The sequence below is a fragment of the Caballeronia glathei genome (assembly GCF_000698595.1).
GTDB classification, from domain to species: domain Bacteria; phylum Pseudomonadota; class Gammaproteobacteria; order Burkholderiales; family Burkholderiaceae; genus Caballeronia; species Caballeronia glathei.
Genome location: NZ_JFHC01000001.1, coordinates 37996 through 63541, shown reverse-complemented (window position 1 = coordinate 63541; position 25546 = coordinate 37996). Strand labels below are relative to the sequence as shown.

The window sequence follows — 25546 nt, the reverse complement described above, 5'->3', positions numbered from 1 at the left end:
CGCGCCGCGCCTGTTGCTCACAGCACCGTGCGCACGTGCCAAAGCTCGGGGAAGAGCACGACATCGAGCATCTTGCGCAGATACGGCGCGCCGTTCGTCCCGCCGGTTCCCTGCTTGAAGCCGATGATCCGCTCGACGGTCGTCACATGGCGAAACCGCCACTGACGAAATGCGTCTTCCAGATCGACGAGTTCCTCCGCCATCTCGTAAAGCTCCCAGTGCTTCGACGGCTCGCGATACACCGTGAGCCACGCCGCCTCCACCGAGGGATCGTGCTCCGTCGGCTGCGTCCAGTCGCGGTTCAGGCGCGCGGGCGCGATCGGAAAGCCGCGCTTCGCCAGCAGGCGGATCACCTCGTCGTAGAACGAGGGCGCTTCGAGTGTCGCCTGCACTTCGGCGAGAATCGCCGGCCGGTGTGCGTAAGGCTTGAGCATCTGCTCGTTCTTGTTGCCGAGCACGAATTCGATCTGCCGGTACTGATGCGACTGGAAGCCCGACGATGCCCCCAGATAGGGGCGCATTGCCGTGTATTCGGACGGCGTCATCGTCGAGAGGACGTTCCACGCCTGCACCAGCTGCTCGAAAATCCGTGACACCCGCGCGAGCATCTTGAACGCGGGCTGCAGGTCGTCGCGATGCACGGCCGCGAGCGCCGCGCGCAGTTCGTAGAGGGCGAGCTTCATCCAGAGTTCGCTTGTCTGATGCTGGACGATGAAGAGCATCTCGTTGTGGTCGGGCGAAAGCGGATGCTGCGCCGACAGGATCGAGTCGAGCGACAAATAATCGCCGTAGCTCATCGATTCCGAGAAATCGAGCTGTGCGTCGTGCCAGCCTTCCTTGCCCTGCTCGGCAGGGGGCTTGTTCCCGCTTTCGTCCTTGGGCGATCCTGCGGTGGCTGCGTACCCCATCGGGCAGCCGGAAGTGGTTCTTGTCATGTCGTTGTCTCTCAGGTTACGGCACCGCGCTCGGCGAATTCGGGCGCACGCCACGCTTCGCTTTCCAGCACGTCGCGCAGGATTTCCACGGCGTCCCACACATCGGCGAAACGCGTATAGAGCGGTGTGAAGCCGAAGCGCAGCACGTGCGGCTCGCGATAATCGCCGATCACGCCGCGCGCGATCAGCGCCTGCATCACTTCGTAGCCGTTCGGATGGGCGAAACTCGCCTGCGAGCCGCGCTGCGCGTGCTCGCGCGGCGTCACGAGCTGCAGCGGGAACTTGCCGCAGCGCGTTTCAACGAGCTTGATGAAAAGGTCGGAGAGCGCGAGCGACTTGCGCCTGAGCGCCGCCATGTCGGTTTGCAGGAAAACGTCGAGCCCGCATTCGACGAGCGCCATCGAAACGACCGGCTGCGTGCCGCACAGGAATCGCCCGATGCCTTCGTCCGGCTGGTAGGCCGGGTTCATGTCGAAGGGCTTCTTGTGTCCCCACCAGCCGGAAAGCGGCTGCGAAAACGCGTTCTGATGGCGCTTCGGCACCCAGACGAACGCTGGCGAGCCGGGGCCGCCGTTCAGATACTTGTACGTGCAGCCGACCGCGTAGTCCGCGCCGACGCCGTTCAGGTCGACCGGCACAGCGCCCGCCGAATGCGCCAGATCCCAGACGGCGAGCGCGCCCGCGCGGTGGATCAGGTCGGTCACGGCTGCCATGTCGTGCATGTAGCCCGTGCGGTAGTTCACGTGCGTGATCATCGCGACGGCGGTGTTTGCGTCGATCGCGATGGCGAGTTCGGTCGGATCGTCGACGAGGTGCAGCTCGTAGCCGCGATCGAGCTGCTCGATCAGACCCTGCGCGATGTACAGGTCGGTCGGAAAATTCGAGCGCTCGGAGACGATCACGCGGCGTTGCGGGTCGCGCGCGTTCGCCATGCGCAGCGCTGCCGACAGGATCTTGAAAAGATTGGTCGATATGGTGTCGGTGACGACGACTTCGTCCTCGCCCGCGCCGACGAGCGGCGCGAGCTTGTTGCCGAGGCGCTTGGGCAACGCGAACCAACCCGCCGTGTTCCAGCTGCGGATGAGGCCCTCGCCCCATTCGCCGCCGATCACGGCCGCGGCACGCGCCGCGGCGGCTTTGGGCGGCACGCCGAGGGAGTTGCCGTCGAGGTAGATCACGCCGGGCGCGAGCGCGAACTGGTCGCGCAGCGAGCGAAGCGGGTCCTCGCGGTCGAGCGCCAGAGCATCGTCACGATGATTCATCGAAATGTCCGGTTAAGTAGAGAAAAATCAGGAAAGAGGGCGCAATACGGCGCGCACGGGACTGGCGTCGAGCGTCGCGAGCCTGAGCGGCAGCGCGATCAGCTCGTAGTCGCCGGGCGCGATCGCGTCGAGCACGAGTCCTTCGAGAATCGCCATGCGATGCGCGCGGATGCGCTGGTGGGCGTCCATCGTCTTCGATTCCTGCGGGTCGAGCGACGGCGTGTCGATGCCGATCAGCCGCACGCCGCTTTTTGCGAGCAGATCGACAGTTTCCGGCGCCACAGCGCAGAAATGGGGGTCCCATGCATCGAGCGGCGCGCGCGAATAGGTGCGCAGCAGCACGCGCGGCGGGGCGTCGGCGAGATGTCGGGCCACGTGCCCGGGCGTCACGGCCGGAGCCGCGCCGATGCAATCGATCACGCGGCACCGGCCCAGATAGGTGTCGAGCGCCACTTCGCCGATCGGCGCGCCTTCGGCGTCGTAATGCAGCGGGGCGTCGGCGTGCGCGCCGGTATGCGGCGAAAGCGTGATGCGCGCGACGTTCACGGGCGAACCCGCCTCCATGCGCCAGATCCGCTCGATGCCAACGGGCGTGTCGCCGGGCCAGACGGGCGTTTCGGGGTGGACGGGCGGGGAAATGTCCCAGAGAGTGGTCATCGGCGACGCCTAGCAGAGTGCGTGGATATGCGTCAAATCATAGTCGCGACAGCCTGAAAAGTGATTGCGAAATAACCACCCAAAACACCGCGTCTTAGAACATAATTCGATGAAACGGGCCAGGGAGACTAAAAAATGACTGGGTTCACGCTCGATGCAACGGATTGCCGTATTTTGGCGGTACTGCAGGAAGACGGAAGGATCAGCAACCTGGATCTGGCGGAGCGCATTTCGCTGTCGCCTTCGGCTTGTCTGCGCCGGATGCGGCTGCTGGAAGAAGAGGGTGTGATCGCGCGCTATCGCGCGTGTCTCGACCGGGAGCGGCTCGGCATCGAACTGGAGGCGTTCGTGCACGTTTCCATGCGAAACGACCAGGAAAACTGGCACGAAACGTTCGCGGCGGCGGTGCGGGAGTGGCCGGAGGTGGTGGGCGCGTTCGTCGTGACGGGCGACACGCATTACGTGCTGCGGGTGCTCGCGCACAACCTGAAGCACTATTCGGACTTCATCCTGAGCAAGCTGTACAAGGCGCCGGGTGTGATCGACATCCGCTCGAACATCGTTCTTCAGACAATGAAGGACGAAGCCGGCGTGCCCGTCGCGCTGATCGAGCAGCCGTCGCCCCGCGGACCGGCGGCGTAGGCGGGCTTACCCGATCGACAGCAGCGTGTGGAAATCCCCCGCCTGGAAGACGAGCGGGGAAATCCTCGTTGCGTCCTCGTGCACCCCGCAGCGCTCCACTTCGCCCACGAAAATCACGTGGTCGCCTTCCTCGTAGCGGCTGCGGTTGTGGCATTCGAACCACGCGAGCGCGCCGTTCAGCACCGGCATGCCGGTGTCGCCCTCCGCGTGCGAGACGCCGGCGAAGCGGTCGCCCTTCACGGTCGCGAAACGCTTGCAGAGCTCGATCTGCGACGCGGCGAGCACATTCACCACGTAGTGGCTGTTCGACTGGAACACCGGCATCGACGCCGATTTGGTCGCGAGGCTCCACAGCACGAGCGGCGGATCGAGCGAGACGGAATTGAACGAACTCGCGGTGATGCCGATCAGCTGGCCGGACGGAGCGCGCGTCGTGATGACGGTCACGCCCGTGGCGAACTGGCTCAGTGCGCCGCGAAAAGCCACGTGGTCGAAATTCGGGGTCTTGGCGCGTTTCATCGGGCTAGTGTTTCGTGTGCAACCGGCCGCGCGTCGCGCATGAGTCGGAAGGACTGTGCTGAAGTCATTTATAAGATGAGCGAATTGCCTCGATTCTAGCGGAATCGCGCCGGACGCGGCCGGCGAAGCCCGCGATACAGGCGGGGCTTTTCAAAAAACAGTAAGCTCGCCGGGTTGACGGACAGTGTGAGCGCACCCACCTGCGGAGTCCGTGTGCAATCCACCGGGAATCATCCGGAAACCGACAAGGAGCGAGCATGACGCAGCAGACCCAACAGCCCGGGCGCGAGACCGCGACGCTGGGCGGCGGCTGTTTCTGGTGCACCGAGGCCGTGTTTCTGGGTGTCGAAGGCGTGCTGTCGGTGGAATCGGGCTATGCCGGCGGCGAGGTGGCGCATCCGTCCTACGAGCAGGTCTGCGACGGCGACACCGGCCACGCGGAAGTGGTCAGGGTGGAATTCGATCCTTCGGTGATCGGCTATCGCGAGATTCTGGAGATTTTCTTCGCCACGCACGATCCGACGCAGCTCAACCGCCAGGGCAACGATGTCGGCACGCAGTACCGGTCGGCCGTGTTCACGCATTCGGACGAACAGCGCGCGATCGCGCTCGACGTGCTCGACCAGCTTCAGCGCGACGGCATCTACGACGGCAGGATCGTCACCGAAGTGACGTCGCTCAACCGCGACTACTATCCAGCCGAGGGGTATCACCAGAACTATTTCGCGCAGCATCCGGACCAGGGCTACTGCGCGTTCGTGGTGGCGCCGAAGGTGGCGAAGTTCCGCCAGAAGTTCGCGCACCGGCTCAAGCGCTGAGGTTCCGGCAGCGAGCGGCGCTGGCGCCGTCCTTCATTCGCCGCGTTCCTGCGCGCACGCGAGCGCGATCTCGCGCGCCAGTTCGAAGCACGTGAGCGGGGCGGAGCCTTCCGCCTTGTTGTTCACTGCGATCACCACCGGCTGGCCCGCGAAGACGTAGCGCGCCGCGAGTTCCGCGAGCGCCCGGCGCGTGTCGGGGTCTTCGTCGACGAGCTTGTCGAACGGTTCGTACTTCGCCTTCGCCTGTTCGTAGCGGAAGCCGCTGTGCAGGCTCCAGCGCACGACGAGCGGCCCCGCCGCGTTCTCATCCAGCAGCGCGAGCGCTTTCGCCTGCCGCCATGTTTCGGGCATGCGCGCATGGATGCCGACGCAATAGCGCACCTTCGCGTCGCGCAGCGCGCGAATGAAGCGCGGCGTGAGCATCGTCGCGTCCCTCAGTTCGACCGCGTAGCACGCGTCGCCCTCGAGCGGCGGCAGCGCATTCAGGAATGTCGCGAGGCGGTCGATGAAAAGCGCAGGTTCGACGATCATCGCATCGGGCAGCGGCGAAAACTGGAACACGAGCGCGCCGGCCTTCGCGCCGAGCCCGCCGATGCATGGCCGCACGAACTCGTCGATGGCGATCTGCGCGTTCAGGAACGCCGGGTTCTCGCCAGCGGGCGCGCCGCGCTCGCCGCGCAGCACGGCGTCGGTGACGGACGCGGGCGCCTTCACGATAAAGCGGAAGTGATCGGGGACCTGCTGGGCGTAGCGTGCGTATTCGGCGATCGAAAGCGGCGCGTAGAACGACCGGTCGATCGACACGCTGCGCAGGAGCGGATGCGCGCCGTAGGCGGCAAGGCCGTCGCGGGAGAGTTTCGCGCTGGAGTAGTCGTCGCCGTAGACGATGTCGCGCCAGCCGGGAAACGACCACGTCGACGTGCCGAGGTGCACGGCTGCGGGCAGCTTCGCGGCGAGCGCGTCGAGTTCGGGGGTGGCGGGCGCGGGCAGCACGCCGCGCGGCTTGCGCGGCGCCGGTTTCGCCGTTACGGACTTCGGCGGCGCGCCAACCGGCGGCGCGCCAATAGGCGGCGGCGCGCCGAACAGATCGACCTGCCCGGCGTCCTCGCCGGCGCCGGGCGCGTCAGCCGCCCCGCTCAGAGCGCCTTCTCGTACATGTAGCGGCGCGACCACGGCAGGGTCTGCGCGCTGCGTCCCGCCTTGCGGCAGACGATCTGGTAGATCGACACGTCGTCGTTTTCGAACGCGTACGCACAGCCCGCGAGATACACGCGCCAGATGCGGAATTTTTCGTCGTCGACGAGCTTCTTCGCCTCGTCGGCCTTCGCTTCGAAGTTCTCGGCCCAGATGTCGAGCGTGCGCGCGTAGTGGCGGCGCAGGCTCTCGATGTCCACGGCTTCCAGCCCGCCGCGCTGCAGCGACTCGAGCGCGAGGCCGATATGCGGCAGCTCGCCGTCGGGGAACACGTAACGGTCGATGAACTCGCCGCCGCCGAGCGCCGTTTCGCCGCTGTCGGAATCGGTCGACGTGATGCCGTGATTCATCGCGATGCCGTCGTCGGCGAGCAGATCGCGGACCTTGCTGAAATACTCGGGCAGGTTCTTGCGGCCGACGTGCTCGAACATGCCGACGCTCGTGATGCGGTCGAACTGGCCTTTCACGTCGCGGTAATCCTGCAGACGGATCTCGATGCGATCCTCGAGTCCGGCCTCCTTCACGCGCTGCGTGGCAAGGTCGAACTGATTCTGCGACAGCGTCACGCCCACGCACTTCGCGCCGAACTTCTGCGCCGCGCGGATCACGAGCGCGCCCCAGCCGCAGCCGATGTCGAGCAGCCGCTGGCCGGGCTGCAGCTGGATTTTCGTGAGGATGTGGTCGATCTTCTTCAACTGCGCCGTATCGATGTCTTCGTCGCCGTTCTCGAAGTAGGCGCACGAATAGACCATGTTCTTGTCCAGCCAGAGCCGGTAGAACTCGTTCGAGACGTCGTAGTGATACTGGATGGCCTTCCTGTCCGACGACTTCGTATGAGTGAAGTAGCGTCGCACACGGGCGAGCTTGCTCGCGCTGGTGACGGTGCTTTTCGCGAGCGTGTAGCTGATGTTGATGATGTCCGACAGCTTGCCCTCGATGTCTATCTTGCCCTTCACATAGGCTTCACCGAGGTTGTCGAGACTGGGTTCGAGCAGATAGGGCAGGGCCGTCGCGCTCTTCACGTGCAGCGTGACCTGCGGTGCGGCAAAGATGCCGAAGTCGTGCTGCTGACCATCCCACAACACCAGACGCGCCGGAATGTTTGCCCGATTCCGAACGTCCTGCACCCACTGCGTCAGCTTCTTCTCCCAGAACATGCTTGTTTCTCCGCGCTTAGATGAAATTAAGGGAAGGCTCGCATCTCCAAGTTCGTCCTGCGGTACTGCGTGTCAACGCTTCGCGCTCGCCATAGGCGTCACTCGCCCCGGGCAAAGGCATGCCGCCCCGGGCCGATGAGCCGTTCTGGTCCGCGCAAAAAGCGGCGGCGAGTGCGTCGTTACGGCGCGAGCCGGACGATGCGCCACTCGCCGCCCGCGTCTTCGCGCGTGTACACGATGCGGTCGTGCAGCCGTGAAGGCCGGCCTTGCCAGAATTCGATGGTGTCGGGAACCAGCCGGTAGCCGCCCCAGTGCGGCGGGCGCGGCGGGTTGTCGCCGTATTGCGCGATCAGTTCGCGCTCGCGGGCTTCGAGCACCGCGCGGCTTTCCAGCACCTGGCTTTGCTCCGACGCCCACGCGCCGATGCGCGATTCGAGCGGCCGCGACGCGTAGTAGGCGTCGCTTTCATCGGCGCTCGTCGTGACGACGGAGCCCTCGATGCGCACCTGGCGCTCGAGTTCAATCCAGTAGAACAGCAGGCTCGCGGCCGGATTGCCTGCGAGTTCGCGACCCTTGCGGCTTTCGTAGTTCGTGAAGAACACGAAGCCTCGTTCGTCGACGCCCTTGATCAGAACGATGCGCGCCGAGGGGCGGCCCCGTTCGTCGACCGTCGCAAGCGTCATTGCATTCGGTTCGGGCAGTTTTGCATCGAGCGCTTGCGCAAACCACGTCTGAAACTGGCGAACCGGATCGGGGTCGACATCGGCTTGATCGAGCGATCCGAGGGAATAGCTTCTACGAAGGTTGGCAAGTGTCGTCATTTTTATGCAAACGCTACAGTCGCGCCAGTATAGCCAAGCTCTGCATTTCGTGCGCCGACGCAATACAACGAATCAAGCGCAGTTCGTGTGCCTGCGTGCCGCGTGTTATCCCGCTGTAAGCCTTACTTGTTCTGTTAAGGCAGAATACGCAATTCAGCGAAATCTTGCAGACAATGCTGTCCATCGTCGCGATTGGTCAACACCGATCAACGCCGATCGACAGGCTGCGACCGATTGCGGCCTGCCCTCGATTGCGTTCGTACGACGCGTGAACAGCCTGCTCCCCGACCCGACATGACCGCCACATCCAGTAATGATTTTAACCCCGCCCAAAGCGCGCCGGAGCATGAAGCCGCCGATCGCGCACGACGCTTCGGAGGCATCGCGCGCCTGTACGGCGCGCCCGCGCTCGCGGCGTTCGAGCGGGCGCACGTTGCGGTGATCGGCATCGGCGGGGTCGGCTCGTGGGCCGCGGAGGCGCTCGCGCGCAGCGCGGTCGGGCATATCACGCTGATCGATCTCGACAACGTCGCGGAAAGCAACACCAACCGCCAGATCCACGCGCTCGACGGCAACTACGGCAAGGCCAAGGTCGGCGCGATGGCGGAGCGCATCCGCCTGATCGATCCCGCGTGCGACGTGCGCGAGATCGAGGATTTCGTCGAGCCCGGCAACTTCGAGGCCGTGCTCGGCGGCGGGTTCGATTTCGTCATCGACGCAATCGACAGCGTGCGCACCAAGACGGCGCTGATCGCGTGGTGCGTGGAGCGCCGCCAGGCGCTCATCACGGTGGGCGGCGCGGGCGGGCAGCTCGACCCGACGCGCATTCGCATCGACGATCTCGCGCAGACCATCCAGGACCCGCTGCTCTCGAAGGTGCGCGGCCAGTTGCGCAAGATGCACGGCTTTCCGCGCGGGCCGAAGTCGAAGTTCAGGGTGAGCGCGGTCTATTCCGACGAGCCGCTGATCTACCCGGAGGCGCCCGCCTGCGACATCGAAGAGGCCGCCGAGCACCTGGAAACGGCACCGGGCCATACGGGACCGGTGGGACTGAATTGCGCGGGATTCGGCTCGAGCGTGTGCGTGACGGCGAGTTTCGGATTCGCCGCCGCCGCGTACGTGCTGCGCGATCTGGCAAAGCGCGCGTGAAACGCGTTTGAAGGCGTTTGAATGCGTTTGAACGCGCTTGACATGAATCAAATAAAAAACGGCCGGCTATTCGACCTATTCGAGAGCCGGCCGTTTTGCTTCAAAACGCCTGATTAATATATTTGAAAGCTTTTCACTGAGCGCGCATTAATTGATCGCCGCGCTCAATTTACGCCGCCATTGCGAAACGAGTTCCGGCTGATGCTGGGCGAGTTCGAATACCGACAGCATCGTCTTGCGGCCGACGTCGTCCATGAAGGCGCGGTCCCGCACGACGATCGCGAGCAGGTGTTCGAGCGCGCCCGCGTAGTCGCGTCCCGCGATCAGGCGGTTGGCGAGCGCGAAACGCGCTTCCAGATCGTCGGGATGGGCGTTCACGGCGTCGATCAGCGCGTCGGCGGGGGGCAGGTCGGCGGCGGCGTCGGCGGCGTCGAGCTCCGTTTTCAGCGCGTTGTAGCGTGCGTCGATGCCTTGAGTCGTCTTCGGCGACAGCAGCTTTTCCTCCTCGCGCGCCTCGTCGATGCGGTTCTGCGCGAGCAGCCACCCGATCAGGTCGAGCCGTGCGTCGTCGTAGCCCGGGTCGAGCGCGAGCGCGGTCTTGATGAGGTCGATGGCGCCGTCCTTGTCGCCTGCCTCCCACGCGAGGTGCGCGGCGCGGCGCTCGGCTTCGGCGCCGTCCGGCACCAGCTTGTCGAGGAACGCGCGAATCTGGCCTTCCGGCAGCACGCCGATGAACTGGTCGACGGCGCGGCCGTCCGCGAACGCGATCACGTGCGGAATGCTGCGCACCTGAAAGTGCTGCGCGAGTTCCTGATTCTCGTCGACGTTCACTTTCACCAGCTTCCACTTGCCGGCGCCTTCGGCCTCCAGCCGCTCGAGCATCGGCCCGAGCGTCTTGCACGGGCCGCACCACGGCGCCCAGAAGTCGACGAGCACCGGCGCGAGCGTCGAAGCCTCGATCACATCGTTTTCAAAAGTGGCGAGTGTCGTATCCATGAATGTTCTCCTGTTGCGCTTTGCTTTCCTGCCAGATGGGGGCGAGTGCGCATATCTCAATAACGCGTCCGGCTTACGCGTGCGGCTTAAGCGTCCGGCGCCTTGTCCTCGCGGCGCGGCGGCGGCAACGGAATGAATTCCGTCTCGCCGGGCACGTGGCCCATGCGCTGTTCGCTCCACGCGAGCTTCGCGGCGTCGATCTTCTCGCGCGAGCTCGACACGAAATTCCATTCGATGAAGCGCTTGCCGTCGAGCGGTGCCCCGCCGAGCAGCATCGCGATCGCGCCGTTCGTGCTCTCCAGCGTCGCCGCGACGCCCGGCGTCAGCACGGCCATCTGGCACTCGGGCAGCGGCGTGCCGTCGATGGCGAGATCGCCTTGCAGCAGATACACGCCGCGTTCCTGGTGCTCGGCGTCGAGCGTGATCTCGCCGCCCGCGGCGAATTGCGCGGCGACATAGAGCGTCGGCGAGAAGGTGCGGGTGGGCGCCGTCGCGCCGAACGCGCTGCCGGCGATCACGCGCAGCGTCACGCCGTCGATTTCCAGTTGCGGCAGCGTCGCGGCCGGATGGTGCTCGAACGACGGCTCGGTGTCCTCGTCGGCGATCGGCAGCGCGACCCACGTCTGGATGCCGTGCATCGACTGGCCGGCGGCGCGCTCCTCGTCGGGGGCGCGCTCCGAATGGACGATGCCGCGTCCCGCCGTCATCCAGTTGACGTCGCCGGGAACGATTTTCTGCACGGAGCCCACGCTGTCGCGATGCATGATCGCGCCGTCGAACAGATAGGTGACCGTGGCAAGGCCGATGTGCGGGTGCGGACGCACGTCGAGGCCGGCGCCGGGCACAAGCGTTGCGGGTCCGATGTGGTCGAAGAAGATGAAAGGCCCGATGGTCCGCACGGCGAGCGCAGGCAGCACGCGCCGCACCGTGAGGCCGCCGATATCGTGTTGATGGGGCTTCAGAAACGCATGGATCGTCGAAGACATGGGGCACCGGAGTGAGCGTATCGGAATTGCTGATTCTACTGGCCGATGCCGGTGGGCGCAGCCTTTCGCCCGCGCTCGTCCGCTCTCGTCGGCTTTCGCCCGCGACCGGGACTCGCCGGATCAGCGCGGTTACACAGGCAACCGCGCTTTTTTGCAGCATGCGTGCATGCTTTTGCGCAACCTTGATAGGAGTCTGAAAATGAGCAGGAACAAGCTGTTGATCGCGCTGACCGCCGGTATTTTCGCCGCCACCGGGGCGCTCGCCCAGACGTCGTCGGGCAATTCGTCGAACGCCACGGCGACGCCGACCGCCTCGCCGATGCAGGACGGCGCGTCGGGCACGATGGCGCCGTCGAAGTCCCACAAATCGACGCAACATAGCGGCAGCAAGGGCAAGAAGACGCCGGACGAAACCACGAAGAGCGGCGCGGCCGGCACCCAGGAAGGACAGAGCAAGTAGCCGTGATCGAAGCCGTCGGGGTCAGCCTGCGTCCGCTCGCGAGCGGACGCAGGCTTTTTGTCGGCGCCGCGCGAGCGCAGGCTTGATCGGGCCGCTTGCAGATCCGTCCGCTAAACTGCGCGTTTCGACAAGAAAATGGACGCGGAGACGGCGATGTCGCCCAAGGATTTGCTGCTCGCTTCAGTGGTCATTCTCGCCTGGGGCGTGAATTTCGTCGTGATCAAGGTGGGGCTGCACGGCGTCCCGCCGATGCTGCTCGGTGCGCTGCGCTTCGCGCTTGCCGCGTTCCCGGCGGTGTTCTTCGTCAAGCGCCCGAAGGTGCCGCTGCGGTGGCTTCTCGCCTACGGGCTCACGATCTCACTCGGCCAGTTCGCGTTCCTGTTCTACGGAATGTATGTCGGGATGCCTGCGGGTCTCGCGTCGCTCGTGTTGCAGGCGCAGGCATTTTTTACGCTGATCTTCGCCGCGATGTTCCTCGGCGAGCGGATCCGCCCGGCCAGCCTGGCCGGGCTCGCGATCGCCGCATGCGGCCTCGCGCTGATCGGCATGCAGGGCGGCCACGCGATGACCTTCGCCGGCTTCATGTTCACGCTCGCCGCCGCCGCGATGTGGGCGCTCGGCAATGTCGTGACGAAGCGCATGGGGCCGGTCGATCTCGTGTCGCTCGTCGTGTGGGGGAGCCTCATTCCGCCACTGCCGTTTCTCGGACTGTCGCTGGTGTTCGAGGGGCCCGCGCGCATCGAGGCGAGTCTCGCGTCGATTCCGATGCTGTCCGTCTTTGCGATCGCCTATCTGGCGTTCGTCGCGACGCTCGTCGGCTACAGCCTCTGGGGCAAGCTGCTCGCGCGCTATCCGGCAAGCCAGGTCGCGCCGTTCTCGCTGCTGGTGCCGGTCATCGGACTGGTGTCGGCGGCGCTGCTTCTGGGCGAAGGCCTCACGCCGATGCAGATCGCAGGCGCCGCGCTCGTGATGGCCGGGCTCATGGTGAACGTGTTCGGCGGATGGATCGTCGCGCGGCTCGCCGCCGCGCGCTGAGGTTTACCAGGCACCGCCACGGCCCCTGAAAGCCGCAAAAAACGCTTACGTCATCCGGCTCTTCGCGAGCGGCGGATTCGCGGCGAAATACCGCTTGATGCCTTTCATGATCGCGTTGGCCATCTTGTCGCGATAGGCGTCGTCCTTCAGGCGCGACTCCTCTTCGGGGTTGCTGATGAACGCCGTTTCCACGAGGATCGACGGGATGTCCGGTGCCTTCAGCACGGCGAAGCCGGCCTGTTCCACCGACCCCTTGTGCAGCTTGTTGATGCCGCCGATCTCGTTCAGGACGAAGTTTCCGTAGCGCATCGAATCGCGGATCTGCGCGGTCGTGGACATGTCGAAGAGCGCGCGGTTCACGCTCACGTCCTGCGTCTTCACGTTGATCCCGCCGATCGAATCCGACTCGTTTTCCTTGTTCGCGAGCCAGCGCGCCGCCGCGCTCGACGCGCCGTGATCCGACAGCGCGAATACCGATGAGCCGCGCGCGTCGGGCGTGGTGAACGCGTCGGCGTGGATCGACACGAACAGATCCGCGCCGACGCGCCGCGCCTTCTGCACACGCACGTTGAGCGGCACGAAGAAGTCGGCGTCGCGGGTCATCATCGCGCGCATGTTCGGCTGCGCGTCGATCTTCGCGCGCAGCTTCTTCGCGATGTCGAGCGCAACGTGCTTCTCGTAGGTGCCGGCGCCGCCGATCGCTCCTGGGTCCTCGCCGCCATGGCCCGGATCGATCGCGACGGTGAGCAGGCGCGTGGTGCCGGCCTTGCCCTGCTTGGGGGCGGAGAACGCGTAGTTGTCGCTGTCGTCGTCGTCTTTCTTGGCGATGGGCGGCGCGAGCGGCACCACGGGCCTCGCGGGCTTTGACGCCGGCGCGGCAGGCGCGGGAGCACGCGGCAGGTCGTTGTTGTCGGCGTACTTCTGGAAGAACTCGTCGGTGTTGTCCTGCGCGAGCGGCGCGGGGGGCGTGGCCGGGCCGCTCAGGGTGGCGGGCGGCGGCTTCGGATTCGGGTTCGACTGGTCGAACGCCTCCTGCTTGCGCTCGCTCTGCGCGAGCAGTTCCATGAGCGGGTCGGGCGCGACGGCCGGATACAGGTCGAACACGAGCCGGTACTTGTAGCTGCCGATCGGCGTGAGCGTGAACACCTGCGGCTTCACCGACCCCTTCAGGTCGAACACCATGCGCACGACGTGCGGCTGATATTGCCCGATGCGCACGGCCTGGATCTGCGGGTCGTTCGGCGTGATCTTCGAGACCAGGTCCTTCAGTTCCTGATCGAGATCGAGCCCGTTCAGGTCCACGACGAGCCGGTCCGGCCCCTGCAGCAATTGCTGGTTCGCCTGCAGCGGCTGGTCCGACTCGATCGTCACGCGCGTGTAGTCACGCGCGGGCCACACGCGCACGCCGAGCACCGAGCTCGCGTGAGCGAGGCGCGGGGCGACGAGCGCGAGCGCGATCGTCGATACGCCCGCGCGCAGCACCTGCCGGCGCCGCCAGCTGTGCGAGGCGGTGGCGGACGATTCGATCGAATGGAACGGCTTGATCAACATCTTTCGAGACATGTCTTTCCTGTTTCGCTATACGCCCGCGCAATCAGAACGCGGCCTTCTCCCTCGATATCGAGCGCGAACACGAGATCGGGCACGCCGAGCAGCTCCCCTGCCTGCTGCGGCCATTCGACAAGACATACCGCCCCGCGGTCGAAATATTCGCGAAAGCCGGCATCCGCCCATTCGGCGGGATCGGCGAAGCGGTACAGGTCGAAGTGATACACGTCGAGCGGGCCCGAAGACGTCTCGAGCGAATAGGGCTCGACGAGCGTGTAAGTCGGGCTGCGCACGCGCCCCTCGTGGCCGAGCGCGCGTAGCGTCGCGCGCACGAGCGTGGTCTTTCCCGCGCCGAGGTCGCCCGTCAACTGGACCTGCAAGCCGGTGAAACGTTCGTTATTTGCCGGATTCGACAATGCGCGCACGGCGTCGAGCGCGCGCGCGAAGCGTTTCCCGAAGGCGAGCGTCGCGGCTTCGTCCGGCAGCTCGAAGCGGCGCTCGAGCCGGGCGGCGGGAAGAGGATGCGTCGATCGTGCTTGGGCTGCGGGCATTGCTCGTAAAATGTCGTGATGAACCGATTGCCGGAACACTCCGTTGAAATCACGACCGCGTCCGGGAACGCCGCCGCGGACACACGCGCCTTCGACATGCTCGACGAAGCCGCGCTGGCGGAGCTCGCGCAGCGCATCAGGACGTGGGGGCGCGAGCTGGGGTTCGGTGCTGTCGGCATCAGCGACGCCGACCTGACGGATGCCGAGAAGGGCCTTGCCTCATGGCTCGAAGCAGGCTATCACGGCGAAATGGATTATATGGCGAAACACGGCATGAAACGCGCAAGGCCGGCCGAGCTTGTGGCCGGCACGCGACGCGTCATCACGGCCCGCATCGCCTATTTGCCCGCTGCCACGCTCGCGAGCACGGGCGATGCAGGCGTCATGACAGGTGACGGTCAGCGCAACGACTGGCGCGCGGTCGAATGGTCGCGGCTCGCCGATCCGTCGGCGGCGGTGGTGTCGATCTACGCCCGCGGACGCGACTATCACAAGGTCATGCGCAACCGGCTGCAGCAGCTTGCCGAGCGCATCGAAGGCGAGATCGGGCGCTTCGGCCATCGCGCGTTCACCGACTCCGCGCCGGTGCTCGAAGTCGAACTCGCGCAGAAGGCGGGCGTGGGCTGGCGCGGAAAGCACACGCTCCTGCTGCAACGCGACGCGGGCTCGCTGTTTTTTCTCGGCGAAATCTACGTCGACATCCCGCTGCCCGCCGACGCCGTGACCCGTCCCGCGAGCGCTCCCGAGCACGAGGGCGCCCACTGCGGCCAGTGCACGCGATGCATCGACGCGTGTCCGACCGGCGCGATCGTCGCGCCGTACCGCGTGGATGCGCGGCGCTGCATTTCCTACCTGACGATCGAGCTTGCGGGCAGCATCCCCGAAGACTTGCGGCCGCTGATCGGCAATCGCGTGTATGGTTGCGACGACTGCCAGCTGGTCTGTCCGTGGAACAAGTTCGCGCAGGCCGCGCCGGTCGCCGACTTCGACGTGCGCCACGGGCTCGATCGCGCGACGCTCGTCGACCTGTTCGGCTGGAGCGCCGCCGACTTCGATGTCAGGATGCAGGGCAGCGCGATCCGGCGCATCGGACACGAGCGGTGGCTGCGCAATATTGCCGTCGCGATGGGCAACGCGCTGCGCGCCGAACTCGGCGGCGAGGCGCGCGCGGCGATCGTCGATGCGCTTCTCGCACGTGCCGACGATCCTTCGGCGCTCGTGCGCGAACATGTCGAATGGGCGCTGCGCCAAAGGGACGCTTGAAGGAGACACCATGTACAACGCCGTGATCGAGGCACCCTTCGGCAAGGTCGGCATCCGCGCGGACGCCGCGGCCGTGCGCGAAATCGTCTACCTGCCGGCGTCGGCCGCGAACGTCGAACCGGATACGCCGCTCGCGCGCGAGGCCGCCGAACAGATCCGGCGTTATTTCGACGAAGCCTCGATGCATTTCGATCTGCCGCTCGCGCTTGGCGGAAGCGTGTTTCAGCGCCGCGTGTGGCAGGCGATCGGCGAAATCGCGCCGGGGCAGGTGTGGACCTACGGACGGCTGGCGAGCACGATCGGCAGCGTGCCGCGTGCGGTCGGCCAGGCGTGCGGCTCGAATCCGCTGCCGATCGTGATTCCCTGTCATCGCGTGGTCGCGGCGAGCGGCCTCGGCGGGTTCGCGCACCACGCGGGCGACAACTTTTTCACCGATGTGAAGCGCTGGCTTCTGGCGCACGAGGGCGTATCGATCGCATGAGCACCGAACTCTCAGAAGAAACGCTGACGCCCGCCTTCATCGCGAGCAGCGCGTCGATCGATCTCTTTTGCGACGCCCTGTGGCTCGAGCACGGCCTCGCCAAGAACACGCTCGAAGCGTACCGGCGCGACCTGAAGCTCTTCGCCGAATGGCTCGCGAAGACGCGCGCCGGATCGATCGACTCGGTCACCGAAGCCGACCTGAACAGCTACATGGCGGCGCGCCGCAACGACAAGGCGGCCTCGGCGAACCGGCGGCTTTCCGTGTTCCGGCGCTACTACGCGTGGGCGCTGCGCGAGCACCGTGTGGCCGCCGACCCGACGCTCAGGCTGCGCGCGGCAAAGCAGCCGCCGCGCTTTCCATCGACGCTCAACGAGGCGCAGGTCGAAGCGCTCCTCGACGCGCCCGACATCGAAACGCCGCTCGGCCTGCGCGACCGGACGATGCTCGAGCTGATGTACGCGAGCGGCCTGCGCGTCACCGAACTCGTGACTCTGAAGACGGTGGAGATCAGCCTGAACGACGCCGTCGTGCGCGTGATGGGCAAGGGCTCGAAGGAGCGGCTGATTCCGTTCGGCGAAGTGGCGCACGGCTGGGTCGAGCGGTATCTGCGCGAATCGCGCCCGGCGCTGCTCGGCGCCCGCGCCGCCGACGCGCTCTTCGTCACCGGGCGCGGCGAGGGCATGACGCGCCAGCAGTTCTGGAACATCATCAAGCGTCACGCGCTGACGGGCGGCGTGCACGCGCCGCTCTCGCCGCACACGCTGCGCCACGCGTTCGCCACGCATCTGCTCAATCACGGCGCCGACCTGCGCGTGGTGCAGATGCTGCTCGGCCACTCCGACATCTCGACCACGCAGATCTACACGCACGTCGCGCGCGAACGGCTCAGAACGCTTCATCAGCGCCATCATCCGCGCGGGTGAATCACTCGCGAGACGCGTTTCGAACGATCGTGCCACCCCGGGCGGCGCCGCGCAATTCGGCCGTCCGGCCAATGGTGGACGCGCTTTGCCGCCGCTACAATGCGCTCATGTCAAAAGCGAAACACGTTTCCGAAACGCCCGCGACGCAGTTTTTGCGGCGCAACAAGGTCGAGTTCGGCGAGCATCCCTATGAGTACGTCGAGCATGGCGGCACCGAGGAATCGGCGCGTCAGCTCGGCGTGGACGAACATCGCGTGATCAAGACGCTCGTGATGGAGGACGAACGCGCAAAGCCGCTCATCGTCCTGATGCACGGCGACCGCACGGTCTCGACGAAGAACCTCGCGCGGCAGACGGGCGCCAAGCGCATCGAGCCGTGCAAGCCGGAAGTGGCGAACCGGCATTCCGGATTTCTTGTCGGCGGCACGTCGCCTTTCGGCACGAAAAAGCCGATGCCGGTGTATGTCGAGGCGAGCATCCTCGATCTCGACATGATCTATCTGAACGGCGGAAGGCGCGGCTATCTGGTGAGCATCCGGCCGTCGGTGCTCACGGAATTGCTGCAAGCGAAGCCCGTGCAGTGCGCGAGCGTCGATTAAAATGCGCGCCACACCCGCCATGTTGAATGAGCTGAACACATGAACAATCTGATCGTTGCCGTCGCCGCTTACCTGATCGGCTCGATTTCGTTTGCCGTCGTCGTGAGCGCGGCGATGGGGCTCGCCGATCCGCGCTCGTACGGCTCGGGCAATCCGGGCGCGACCAACGTGCTGCGTACCGGCAACAAGCTCGCGGCCATCCTGACGCTTCTCGGCGACGCATTCAAGGGCTGGCTCGCCGTGTGGCTCGTCGTGCATTTCGGCGCGCGTTTCGGCCTCGACTCCACCGCCATCGCGCTCGCGGCGATCGCCGTGTTTCTCGGCCACCTGTATCCGGTCTTCTTCAGGTTTCAGGGCGGCAAGGGCGTCGCGACAGCGGCGGGCGTGCTGCTTGCAATCCATCCGGCGCTCGGACTTGCGACCCTGCTGACCTGGCTCATCATCGCGTTCTTCTTCCGCTATTCGTCGCTCGCGGCGCTCGTCGCGGCCGTGTTCGCCCCGTTGTTCCAGGTGTTCCTGTTCGGGCCGAGCAGGATTTCGCTCGCGGTCGTCGCCATGAGCGCGCTCCTGATCTGGCGGCACCGCGGCAACATTTCGAAGCTGATGAGCGGGCAGGAGAGCCGCATCGGCGAAAAGAAGAAGGGCGCGGCGCAAGCGGCGAAGTGAAACGAAAAAGCCGCCCGGGGGCGGCTTTTTCCATGCACGCGGCGGCGCTTCAGTCGCGGAAATTGTTGAAGTCGAGCGGCGTATCGGTCACGTCCTTCTTCAGCATCGCGATCGTGCTTTGCAGATCGTCGCGCTTCGTGCCCGCCACGCGCACCGCGTCGCCCTGGATGCTCGCCTGCACCTTGATCTTGCTGTCCTTCACGAGCTTGACGATCTTCTTCGCGAGATCGCCGGTCACGCCCTTCTTGATCGTCACGACCTGCTTCACCTTGTCGCCGCCGATCTTCTCGATCTTGCCGTACTCGAGAAAGCGCACGTCGACGTTGCGTTTCGCCATTTTCGAGAGCAGCACGTCCTTCACCTGGCTGAGCTTGAAGTCGTCGTCGGCGTAGAGCGTCAGTTCGCGCTCCTTCTGCTCGACGCGCGCATCGGAACCCTTGAAGTCGAAGCGCGTGGAGATTTCCTTGTTCGACTGCTCGATCGAGTTCTTCACCTCGATCATGTTTGCTTCGCTGACGACGTCAAACGATGGCATGTGTATTCCCCTTCGTTGAGGCGGGCGCGGGAGGCCGCGCCCGCGCACTCGCTATAATCACGGACCGATCGTCATTCTACCGACGCCCTCCCGATTTGCCCAAGGGCGCGCCTTTTCCTCACGCGGTTTTTCATGTCCCAGCTTCAGTCGCCCATGCCCGAACTCATCGCCGATTGCTCGCTGCGCGCGCACAACACCTTCGGCTTCGACGTGCGCGCCCGCTATGCGCTCACGCTGACAAGCGAAGCGCAGGTCGCGGCGCTCGCGCAGGATGCGCGGATCGCGAACCTGCCGCAGCTCGTGCTCGGCGGTGGCAGCAACGTCGTGCTGACGCGTGATTTCGACGGCGTCGCGCTGCTCGTCGGACTGACGGGGCGGCGGGTGATTGGCGAAGTGAGCGAAGGCGGCGGCGCGTGGCTCGTCGAGGCGGGCGCGGGCGAGAACTGGCACGACTTCGTCGCGTGGACCCTGGCGCAAGGCATGCCCGGCCTGGAGAACCTGGCGCTGATTCCGGGCACGGTCGGCGCGGCGCCGATTCAGAACATCGGCGCATACGGGCTGGAAATGGGCGAACGGTTCGAGCGCCTGCGGGCGATCGAACTCGCCACCGGCGAGGCGGCCGAGTTCGATCGCGACGCATGTGCGTTCGGTTATCGCGACAGCTTTTTCAAGCGGGCCGGGCGCGGGCGCTTCCTGATCACGTCGGTTGTATTCCGCCTGCCGAAAGCGTGGACGCCGCGCGCCGACTACGCGGATGTCGCCCGTGCGCTCGAAGGCACCGGGCGATGCGACGCGCAGGCGATTTTCGACGCGGTCGTCGCCGTGCGGCGCGCGAAGCTGCCCGACTGGAAGGAGCTCGGCAACGCGGGCAGTTTCTTCAAGAACCCGGTGGTGAGCGCGGCGGCCTTCGACGCGCTGCGCTCGCGCGAGCCGGACGTGGTGTCGTACCGGCAGCCGGACGGGAATATCAAGCTCGCCGCGGGCTGGCTGATCGACCGCTGCGGCTGGAAGGGGCGCGCGATCGGCGGGGCGGCGGTGCACGATCGTCAGGCGCTCGTGCTGGTGAACCGGGGCGGTGCGACGGGCGCGCAGGTGCTCGAACTCGCGGATGCGATCAGGCGCGACGTCCAGGCGCGCTTCGGCGTCGAACTGGAGGCCGAGCCGGTTTGTCTCTGACCGTGCCCTTTTCTGTGTCGCTCAACAAATAAACCCGCCATTGGCGGGTTTATTTGTTAAGGCGGGAGCGTGGCGATCAGGCGCGCAGCCCCCATGGATCGCCGACGCACGAACGCTCGCCGAACCGTCGCGACCGTCAGTGATTGAGCTTGCCGAGCAGCAAATACTCCATCAGCGCCTTTTGAACGTGAAGACGGTTTTCCGCCTCGTCCCAGACGACACTCTGCGGCCCGTCGATCACGTCCGCGCTTACTTCCTCGCCGCGATGCGCGGGCAGGCAGTGCATGAAAAGCGCATCGGGATGGGCGCGCGCCATCATTTCGGCGTCGACGCACCAGTCGGCGAAGGCCTTCTTGCGCGCTTCGTTCTCGGCTTCGAAACCCATGCTGGTCCAGACGTCGGTGGTGACGAGGTCGGCGCCGTCGCAGGCTTCGTTGGGATCGGCGAATTCCTGATAGAACGGCGCGCTCTGCTCCGACACCAGCGCGCGGTCGAGCTTGTAGCCCGGCGGCGTGGACAGGCGCAGCTTGAAGTCTAGAATCTGCGCCGCTTCGATCCACGTGTAGAGCATGTTGTTGGCGTCGCCGACCCACGAGACTGTCTTGCCGTGAATCGGCCCGCGATGCTCGTAGTACGTGAAGATGTCGGCGAGCACCTGGCAAGGGTGGTACTCGTTGGTCAGGCCGTTGATCACCGGCACGCGCGAATTCTCCGCGAAGCGCTGGATGATCTCCTGTCCGAACGTGCGGATCATGATGATGTCGACCATGCGGGACACGACCTGCGCCGCGTCCTCGATCGGCTCGCCGCGCCCGAGCTGCGTGTCGCGCGTGCTGAGAAACACCGCGTGGCCGCCGAGCTGGAAGATGCCGGCTTCGAAGGATAGCCGCGTGCGCGTCGAGTTCTTCTCGAAGATCATCGCGAGCGTGCGGTCGTGCAGCGGATGATACGTTTCGTAGTTCTTGAACTTGCGTTTCAGGATGCGCGCACGTTCGAGCACGTAGTCGTAATCGTCGCGCGAGAAATCCTTGAATTGCAGGTAATGGCGAATTTTCTTGGAGGTCATGAAACGCATACGGCGGCTTCGACCCGGCTCGGAACGAGCCGGACGGCGCCGCCGTCGTTGGTGGTATCGCGTTTGAGCATAAAGGATTTTGCCGCGTTTGACGAGTTGGCCAAAAGGCGCGCGGCACGCCCGGGAAGCGCGACCGCAGTGCTTCCAGGGCTTTGTGTGCAGTGCGGAAAGAGGGGGGCTGCTGTATAATTGCCAAGATTTTTTTCGACACATCCGCAACATTCAGCAGCTTTCAACGCGTGTTCGCGGCGTCATGTCTGACCCGCCCGATCACCCGATCGCATGCATGCCGGCCCGCTTCCGAAGCCGGCGCCATGCCGGTTGCGTGATGCTAGCCAGGCAAACAGGAACCGCGGAATGCCCGCAATGTTCATATCCGCGGGCGCTGATCGCTGCATCGGCTGGCGCGGCTCCCGCGTCGTGCATGTGCGTTCGCCGGAGTTCTCAGCCGGCCGTCAAACAGGTATTCCTACATGGCCGAAGCAACCCCAACCGAGTACTTCATTCAAGGCGTCACCAAGAACGGAAAGACCTTTCGGCCGAGTGACTGGTCGGAGCGTCTCTGCGGGGTGATGTCGGCGTTCGGTCCGGGAGCCAGGGGGCCGAACGCGCGCCTGCAATATTCGCTGTACGTCCGCCCGACGATACTCGGCAACGTCAAGACGGTGATCCTCGACGCGCGCCTGCGCGACATCGAACCGATGGCATTCGACTTCGTGATGAACTTCGCGAAGGACAACGAGTTGCTGGTCACGGAGGCGTGCGAGTTGCCGCCGCATCACGGCACGCAGGTCAAGCAGGGCTGAGACCCGCCGCCGCGCGAGCCGACGGCAGCGCGAGCCGGCTTCAGCACAAAACAAAAAAGCCCGCGAAAGCGGGCATTTTTGACACTGCGGCAGCAGAAACAGGAAACCGATGCCGACCGCGCTCCGGTCCGCCGAAGCGGACGCGCCGGACGGCAGCGAGCCGGAATTACTGTGCTGCGGGGGCCTGCAGGCCCTTGATGGCTGCAACCAGGCGGCTCTTGTGGCGAGCGGCCTTGTTCTTGTGAACGATTTTCTTGTCGGCGATGATGTCGATCGTCTTGACCGACGTCTTGAACAGTTCGGCAGCCTTGGCCTGGTCGCCGGCATCGATTGCCTTGCGAACTGCCTTGATGGCCGTGCGGAACTTCGAGCGCAGCGCCGAGTTGTGCGAGTTGGCTTTGGCGGCCTGGCGGGCGCGCTTGCGAGCTTGTGCGGAATTTGCCATGACGGTTCCTTATCCTGTTCCTGCTGTTTACTTGTTTCAGCGAGTGTTCATCCCTCCCGCTACTGCACTGGCCAACAACCAGACGAAGCCAGACGAGGGTGTTCCTACGCGCTGCATTTGATCCGAACCCCCGGGAACGATTGCCTGGGAGCGCAAAAATCGTCGAAAAAAGACGTGAAGCTGCCTTTGTGGAGCTTCGAAACCGGCGATTATAGCAACGAAATAAGAGATATGACAAGCGCGGATTGGGGTTCCCGCTGAGTAAGGCCGTGCAACCCGTGTTTCGCGGCGGGGCGTCCAATCGGGGCGTCAAATCGGGCGTCAAATCGGGCGGCCCACGCGCGGCCCGCTGGCGGCGAAACGCTCGCCGGTAAGCGCGGAATCTGAGCGGTTCATGCGCCGCCCGTATAATAAGCGCCCCATGAATCTATTCCGAGCCCTCCTGACGGTCAGCGGCTTCACGCTGCTGTCCCGCGTGACCGGCCTGATCCGCGAAACGCTGATCGCGCGAGCCTTCGGCGCAAGCCAGTACACCGACGCCTTCTACGTCGCCTTCCGGATTCCGAACCTGCTGAGGCGGCTGTCCGCGGAAGGCGCGTTCGCACAGGCCTTCGTGCCGATCCTCGCCGAATTCAAGAACACCGAGGGCCACGACCCGACCAAAGCCCTCGTCGATGCGATGTCGACCGTGCTCGCCTGGGCGCTCGCCGCGTTGTCCGTGGCGGGCGTGGCGGGCGCGTCGTGGGTGGTGTTCGCGGTGGCGTCGGGACTCAAGCACGACGGCCAGGCCTACGGCCTCGCGGTGCACATGACACAGATCATGTTCCCGTACATCATCTTCATTTCGCTCACGACGCTCGCCTCCGGCGTGCTCAACACGTACAAGCAGTTTTCGCTGCCCGCGTTCGCGCCGGTGCTGCTGAACGTGGCTTTCATCGCCGCGGCCGTGTTCGTCGCGCCGCACATGAAGGTGCCGGTCTACGCCCTCGCGTACGCGGTGATCGTCGGCGGGGTCCTGCAGTTTCTCGTCCAGTTGCCGGGACTGAAGAAGATCGACATGGTGCCGCGCATCGGGCTGCATTTCTTTCGCGCGCTGAAGCACCCCGGCGTGAAACGCGTGCTCGTGAAGATGGTCCCGGCGACGTTCGCCGTGTCCGTCGGCCAGTTGAGCCTCATCATTAATACGAACATTGCATCGCAGATCGGGCAGGGCGCCGTTTCCTGGATCAACTACGCCGACCGCCTGATGGAATTCCCGACCGCGCTGCTCGGCGCCGCGCTCGGCACGATCCTGCTGCCGAGCCTCTCGAAGGCGCACGTCGACGCCAATCCGGTCGAATATTCCGCGCTGCTCGACTGGGGCCTGCGCATCACGTTCCTGCTCGCCGCGCCGAGCGCCGTCGCGCTCTTTTTCTTTGCGGAGCCGCTTACCGCCACGCTGTTCCATTACGGCAAGTTCGATGCGAATTCCGTCGTGATGGTCGGCCGCGCGCTCGCGGCGTACGGCATCGGGCTCGTCGGGTTGATCCTGATCAAGATTCTCGCGCCCGGCTTCTATGCGAAGCAGGACATCAGAACGCCGGTGAAGATCGCGATCGGCGTGCTGATCATGACGCAGGTAAGCAATTACATCTTCGTGCCGATCTTCTCCCACGCCGGCCTCACCCTGTCGATCGGCCTCGGGGCGCTCGCCAATGCGATGCTGCTTTTCATCGGCCTCAGAAAGCGCGGCATCTACGAACCGTCGCCGGGATGGACGCGCTTTTTCGTGCAGCTGGTCGGCGCGTGTCTCGTGCTTGCGGGCATGATGCATTGGGTCTCGATCAATTTCGACTGGATCGGCATGCGCGCCACGCCGTTCGCGCGCATCGCGCTGCTCGGGGCAAGCCTGGTTCTGTTCGCCGCGCTATATTTCGGTATGCTCTCCGCGATGGGCTTCAAATACGCGTATTTCCGAAGGCGAACGCTTTGATGACGACGACGCGCATCCTCGAATATTTCGGTTCGCTCGTGGCGGAAGACGAAAGTCTGCCGCTGACCGAGGCGGCCTTGTCGCTCGCCCAGGACGCTTATCCCGATCTCGACCTGCAGGGCGTACTCGCGGAGATCGACGAGCTTGTCGTGCGCGTGCGCCGCCGCATGCCCGACGACGCGGATGTGAAGCAGAAGGTCGGCGTGCTGAACCGCTATTTCTTCCGCGAACTCGGCTTCACGAGCAATCTCAACGATTACTACGACCCGGACAACAGCCACCTGAACGTGGTGCTCAAGCGGCGCCGGGGCATTCCGATTTCGCTCGCTGTCGTGTATCTCGAAATGGCCGAGCAGCTCGGCATTCCGGTGCGCGGCGTGTCGTTTCCGGGACATTTCCTGTTGCGCGTCTCGACGCCCGACGGCGACGTGATGCTCGATCCGACCACCGGCCATCTGCTTTCCGAGTCGCAAATGGTGGAGATGCTGGAGCCGTACGTGCAGCGTGTCGGGGAATCGATCGGGAGCGCGTTGCGCATGCTCCTGCAGCCCGCGACGCGCCGCGAAATCGTCGCGCGGATGCTGCGCAACCTGAAGAGCGTCTATCTGCAGACGGAACGCTGGCAGCGGCTGCTCGCGGTCCAGCAGCGGCTCGTGATCCTGCTGCCGGAGAGCATCGAGGAAGTGCGCGACCGCGGCTTTGCGTATGCGCGGCTCGACTATCTGCGGCCCGCGCTGGAGGATTTGCAGCACTACCTCGAGGACCGGCCCGACGCCGAAGACGCGACGGTCGTCGAAACGGAACTGCATGATTTGCGGCAGCGTACGCAGCACAACGGCGATTGACGCGGCGGAGCACTGAAAACGAAAACG

The 25546-nt window shown here is 65.1% G+C and carries 28 protein-coding genes; 14 read left to right on the top strand and 14 right to left on the bottom strand.

The window, feature by feature from the left end; translation table 11 throughout:
* Nucleotides 1–17: 17 nt before the first annotated feature.
* From kynA to kynB, 3 genes are read right to left on the bottom strand one after another with little or no spacing between them, the layout of a single operon-like run.
* A complete protein-coding gene (gene kynA / locus BG61_RS00305) occupies nt 18–935 on the bottom strand; it encodes a tryptophan 2,3-dioxygenase (RefSeq protein WP_081867951.1) in 918 nt (305 codons plus the stop codon).
* 11 nt (nt 936–946) lie between these two features.
* On the bottom strand, nt 947–2197 hold the full coding sequence (kynU, locus tag BG61_RS00300; RefSeq protein WP_035941023.1) for a kynureninase: 1251 nt from the start codon (nt 2195–2197) through the stop codon (nt 947–949).
* A 27-nt stretch (nt 2198–2224) separates the two neighbouring features.
* Nucleotides 2225–2854, bottom strand: coding sequence for an arylformamidase (kynB, locus tag BG61_RS00295; RefSeq protein ID WP_035941022.1), 630 nt, complete (start codon nt 2852–2854; stop codon nt 2225–2227).
* 135 nt (nt 2855–2989) lie between these two features.
* Between kynB and BG61_RS00290 the strand changes: the two genes are divergently transcribed.
* On the top strand, nt 2990–3496 hold the full coding sequence (locus BG61_RS00290) for an Lrp/AsnC family transcriptional regulator (protein WP_035941019.1): 507 nt from the start codon (nt 2990–2992) through the stop codon (nt 3494–3496).
* Nucleotides 3497–3502: 6 nt separating this feature from the next.
* Here BG61_RS00290 and BG61_RS00285 read toward each other — a convergent pair whose 3' ends face one another.
* Nucleotides 3503–4015, bottom strand: coding sequence for a flavin reductase family protein (locus tag BG61_RS00285; RefSeq protein ID WP_035941017.1), 513 nt, complete (start codon nt 4013–4015; stop codon nt 3503–3505).
* A 257-nt stretch (nt 4016–4272) separates the two neighbouring features.
* Between BG61_RS00285 and msrA the strand changes: the two genes are divergently transcribed.
* Complete coding sequence (gene msrA, locus BG61_RS00280) at nt 4273–4833, top strand: peptide-methionine (S)-S-oxide reductase MsrA (RefSeq protein WP_035941015.1); 561 nt, start codon at nt 4273–4275, stop codon at nt 4831–4833.
* A 33-nt stretch (nt 4834–4866) separates the two neighbouring features.
* Here msrA and BG61_RS00275 read toward each other — a convergent pair whose 3' ends face one another.
* The 3 genes from BG61_RS00275 to pdxH form a co-directional block, all read right to left on the bottom strand.
* Complete coding sequence (locus BG61_RS00275; RefSeq protein ID WP_370818114.1) at nt 4867–6042, bottom strand: DUF72 domain-containing protein; 1176 nt, start codon at nt 6040–6042, stop codon at nt 4867–4869.
* Complete coding sequence (locus BG61_RS00270) at nt 5970–7184, bottom strand: SAM-dependent methyltransferase (RefSeq protein ID WP_035941013.1); 1215 nt, start codon at nt 7182–7184, stop codon at nt 5970–5972. The genes BG61_RS00275 and BG61_RS00270 overlap by 73 nt, the downstream gene beginning before the upstream one ends.
* Before the next feature lie 179 nt (nt 7185–7363).
* Nucleotides 7364–8005 carry a pyridoxamine 5'-phosphate oxidase gene (gene pdxH, locus BG61_RS00265; RefSeq protein WP_035941011.1) on the bottom strand — a complete coding sequence of 214 codons (642 nt, stop codon included), beginning with the start codon at nt 8003–8005 and terminating at the stop codon, nt 7364–7366.
* A 294-nt stretch (nt 8006–8299) separates the two neighbouring features.
* Here pdxH and BG61_RS00260 point away from each other — a divergent pair, with 294 nt between their 5' ends.
* Complete coding sequence (locus BG61_RS00260) at nt 8300–9154, top strand: tRNA threonylcarbamoyladenosine dehydratase (protein ID WP_035941009.1); 855 nt, start codon at nt 8300–8302, stop codon at nt 9152–9154.
* A 147-nt stretch (nt 9155–9301) separates the two neighbouring features.
* Here the strand turns inward: BG61_RS00260 and trxA are convergent, their stop codons facing one another.
* Together trxA and BG61_RS00250 are read right to left on the bottom strand one after the other, a co-directional pair.
* Nucleotides 9302–10150 (bottom strand): thioredoxin, encoded by an 849-nt coding sequence (trxA, locus tag BG61_RS00255; RefSeq protein ID WP_035941007.1) that lies wholly within the window; start codon nt 10148–10150, stop codon nt 9302–9304.
* Nucleotides 10151–10236: 86 nt separating this feature from the next.
* The gene (locus BG61_RS00250) at nt 10237–11136 is read right to left on the bottom strand and encodes a pirin family protein (RefSeq protein ID WP_035941005.1); all 900 of its coding nucleotides are present in this window, start codon (nt 11134–11136) and stop codon (nt 10237–10239) included.
* 199 nt (nt 11137–11335) lie between these two features.
* Here BG61_RS00250 and BG61_RS00245 point away from each other — a divergent pair, with 199 nt between their 5' ends.
* On the top strand, nt 11336–11596 hold the full coding sequence (locus BG61_RS00245) for a hypothetical protein (protein ID WP_035941003.1): 261 nt from the start codon (nt 11336–11338) through the stop codon (nt 11594–11596).
* 153 nt (nt 11597–11749) lie between these two features.
* Nucleotides 11750–12631, top strand: coding sequence for an EamA family transporter (locus tag BG61_RS00240; RefSeq protein ID WP_035941493.1), 882 nt, complete (start codon nt 11750–11752; stop codon nt 12629–12631).
* A 45-nt stretch (nt 12632–12676) separates the two neighbouring features.
* On the opposite strand, the gene BG61_RS00235 is transcribed toward BG61_RS00240, so the two are convergent.
* Both BG61_RS00235 and tsaE read right to left on the bottom strand, forming a co-directional pair.
* Nucleotides 12677–14194, bottom strand: coding sequence for an N-acetylmuramoyl-L-alanine amidase (locus tag BG61_RS00235; protein WP_035941002.1), 1518 nt, complete (start codon nt 14192–14194; stop codon nt 12677–12679).
* Nucleotides 14176–14730, bottom strand: a complete 555-nt coding sequence (gene tsaE / locus BG61_RS00230) for a tRNA (adenosine(37)-N6)-threonylcarbamoyltransferase complex ATPase subunit type 1 TsaE (RefSeq protein WP_035941000.1) — start codon at nt 14728–14730, stop codon at nt 14176–14178. The genes BG61_RS00235 and tsaE overlap by 19 nt, the downstream gene beginning before the upstream one ends.
* Before the next feature lie 96 nt (nt 14731–14826).
* Between tsaE and queG the strand changes: the two genes are divergently transcribed.
* From queG to plsY, 5 genes are all read left to right on the top strand, one after another.
* Nucleotides 14827–15993 carry a tRNA epoxyqueuosine(34) reductase QueG gene (gene queG, locus BG61_RS00225; protein WP_232256458.1) on the top strand — a complete coding sequence of 389 codons (1167 nt, stop codon included), beginning with the start codon at nt 14827–14829 and terminating at the stop codon, nt 15991–15993.
* 10 nt (nt 15994–16003) lie between these two features.
* The gene (locus BG61_RS00220) at nt 16004–16474 is read left to right on the top strand and encodes a methylated-DNA--[protein]-cysteine S-methyltransferase (RefSeq protein ID WP_035940996.1); all 471 of its coding nucleotides are present in this window, start codon (nt 16004–16006) and stop codon (nt 16472–16474) included.
* Complete coding sequence (gene xerD, locus BG61_RS00215) at nt 16471–17400, top strand: site-specific tyrosine recombinase XerD (RefSeq protein ID WP_035940994.1); 930 nt, start codon at nt 16471–16473, stop codon at nt 17398–17400. The genes BG61_RS00220 and xerD overlap by 4 nt, the downstream gene beginning before the upstream one ends.
* Nucleotides 17401–17507: 107 nt before the next feature.
* Nucleotides 17508–17999: a Cys-tRNA(Pro) deacylase gene (ybaK, locus tag BG61_RS00210; protein ID WP_035941491.1), complete on the top strand. Its 492-nt coding sequence runs from the start codon at nt 17508–17510 to the stop codon at nt 17997–17999.
* Nucleotides 18000–18038: 39 nt separating this feature from the next.
* Nucleotides 18039–18665, top strand: a complete 627-nt coding sequence (gene plsY, locus BG61_RS00205; protein WP_035940993.1) for a glycerol-3-phosphate 1-O-acyltransferase PlsY — start codon at nt 18039–18041, stop codon at nt 18663–18665.
* Between the two features lie 49 nt (nt 18666–18714).
* Here plsY and BG61_RS00200 read toward each other — a convergent pair whose 3' ends face one another.
* A complete protein-coding gene (locus BG61_RS00200) occupies nt 18715–19200 on the bottom strand; it encodes a YajQ family cyclic di-GMP-binding protein (protein WP_035940991.1) in 486 nt (161 codons plus the stop codon).
* 132 nt (nt 19201–19332) lie between these two features.
* Between BG61_RS00200 and murB the strand changes: the two genes are divergently transcribed.
* On the top strand, nt 19333–20376 hold the full coding sequence (gene murB, locus BG61_RS00195; protein ID WP_035940989.1) for a UDP-N-acetylmuramate dehydrogenase: 1044 nt from the start codon (nt 19333–19335) through the stop codon (nt 20374–20376).
* A gap of 136 nt (nt 20377–20512) precedes the next feature.
* On the opposite strand, the gene argF is transcribed toward murB, so the two are convergent.
* Nucleotides 20513–21442, bottom strand: a complete 930-nt coding sequence (argF, locus tag BG61_RS00190; protein WP_035941489.1) for an ornithine carbamoyltransferase — start codon at nt 21440–21442, stop codon at nt 20513–20515.
* A gap of 482 nt (nt 21443–21924) precedes the next feature.
* Here argF and BG61_RS00185 point away from each other — a divergent pair, with 482 nt between their 5' ends.
* Nucleotides 21925–22257: a DUF3579 domain-containing protein gene (locus BG61_RS00185; protein WP_035940987.1), complete on the top strand. Its 333-nt coding sequence runs from the start codon at nt 21925–21927 to the stop codon at nt 22255–22257.
* A 166-nt stretch (nt 22258–22423) separates the two neighbouring features.
* Here BG61_RS00185 and rpsT read toward each other — a convergent pair whose 3' ends face one another.
* Nucleotides 22424–22702 (bottom strand): 30S ribosomal protein S20, encoded by a 279-nt coding sequence (gene rpsT, locus BG61_RS00180; RefSeq protein ID WP_035940985.1) that lies wholly within the window; start codon nt 22700–22702, stop codon nt 22424–22426.
* 421 nt (nt 22703–23123) lie between these two features.
* Between rpsT and murJ the strand changes: the two genes are divergently transcribed.
* Nucleotides 23124–24674 (top strand): murein biosynthesis integral membrane protein MurJ, encoded by a 1551-nt coding sequence (gene murJ, locus BG61_RS00175; protein ID WP_035940983.1) that lies wholly within the window; start codon nt 23124–23126, stop codon nt 24672–24674.
* The gene (locus BG61_RS00170) at nt 24674–25519 is read left to right on the top strand and encodes a SirB1 family protein (RefSeq protein ID WP_035940982.1); all 846 of its coding nucleotides are present in this window, start codon (nt 24674–24676) and stop codon (nt 25517–25519) included. Before murJ ends, BG61_RS00170 begins: the two co-directional genes overlap by 1 nt.
* Nucleotides 25520–25546: the final 27 nt, after the last annotated feature.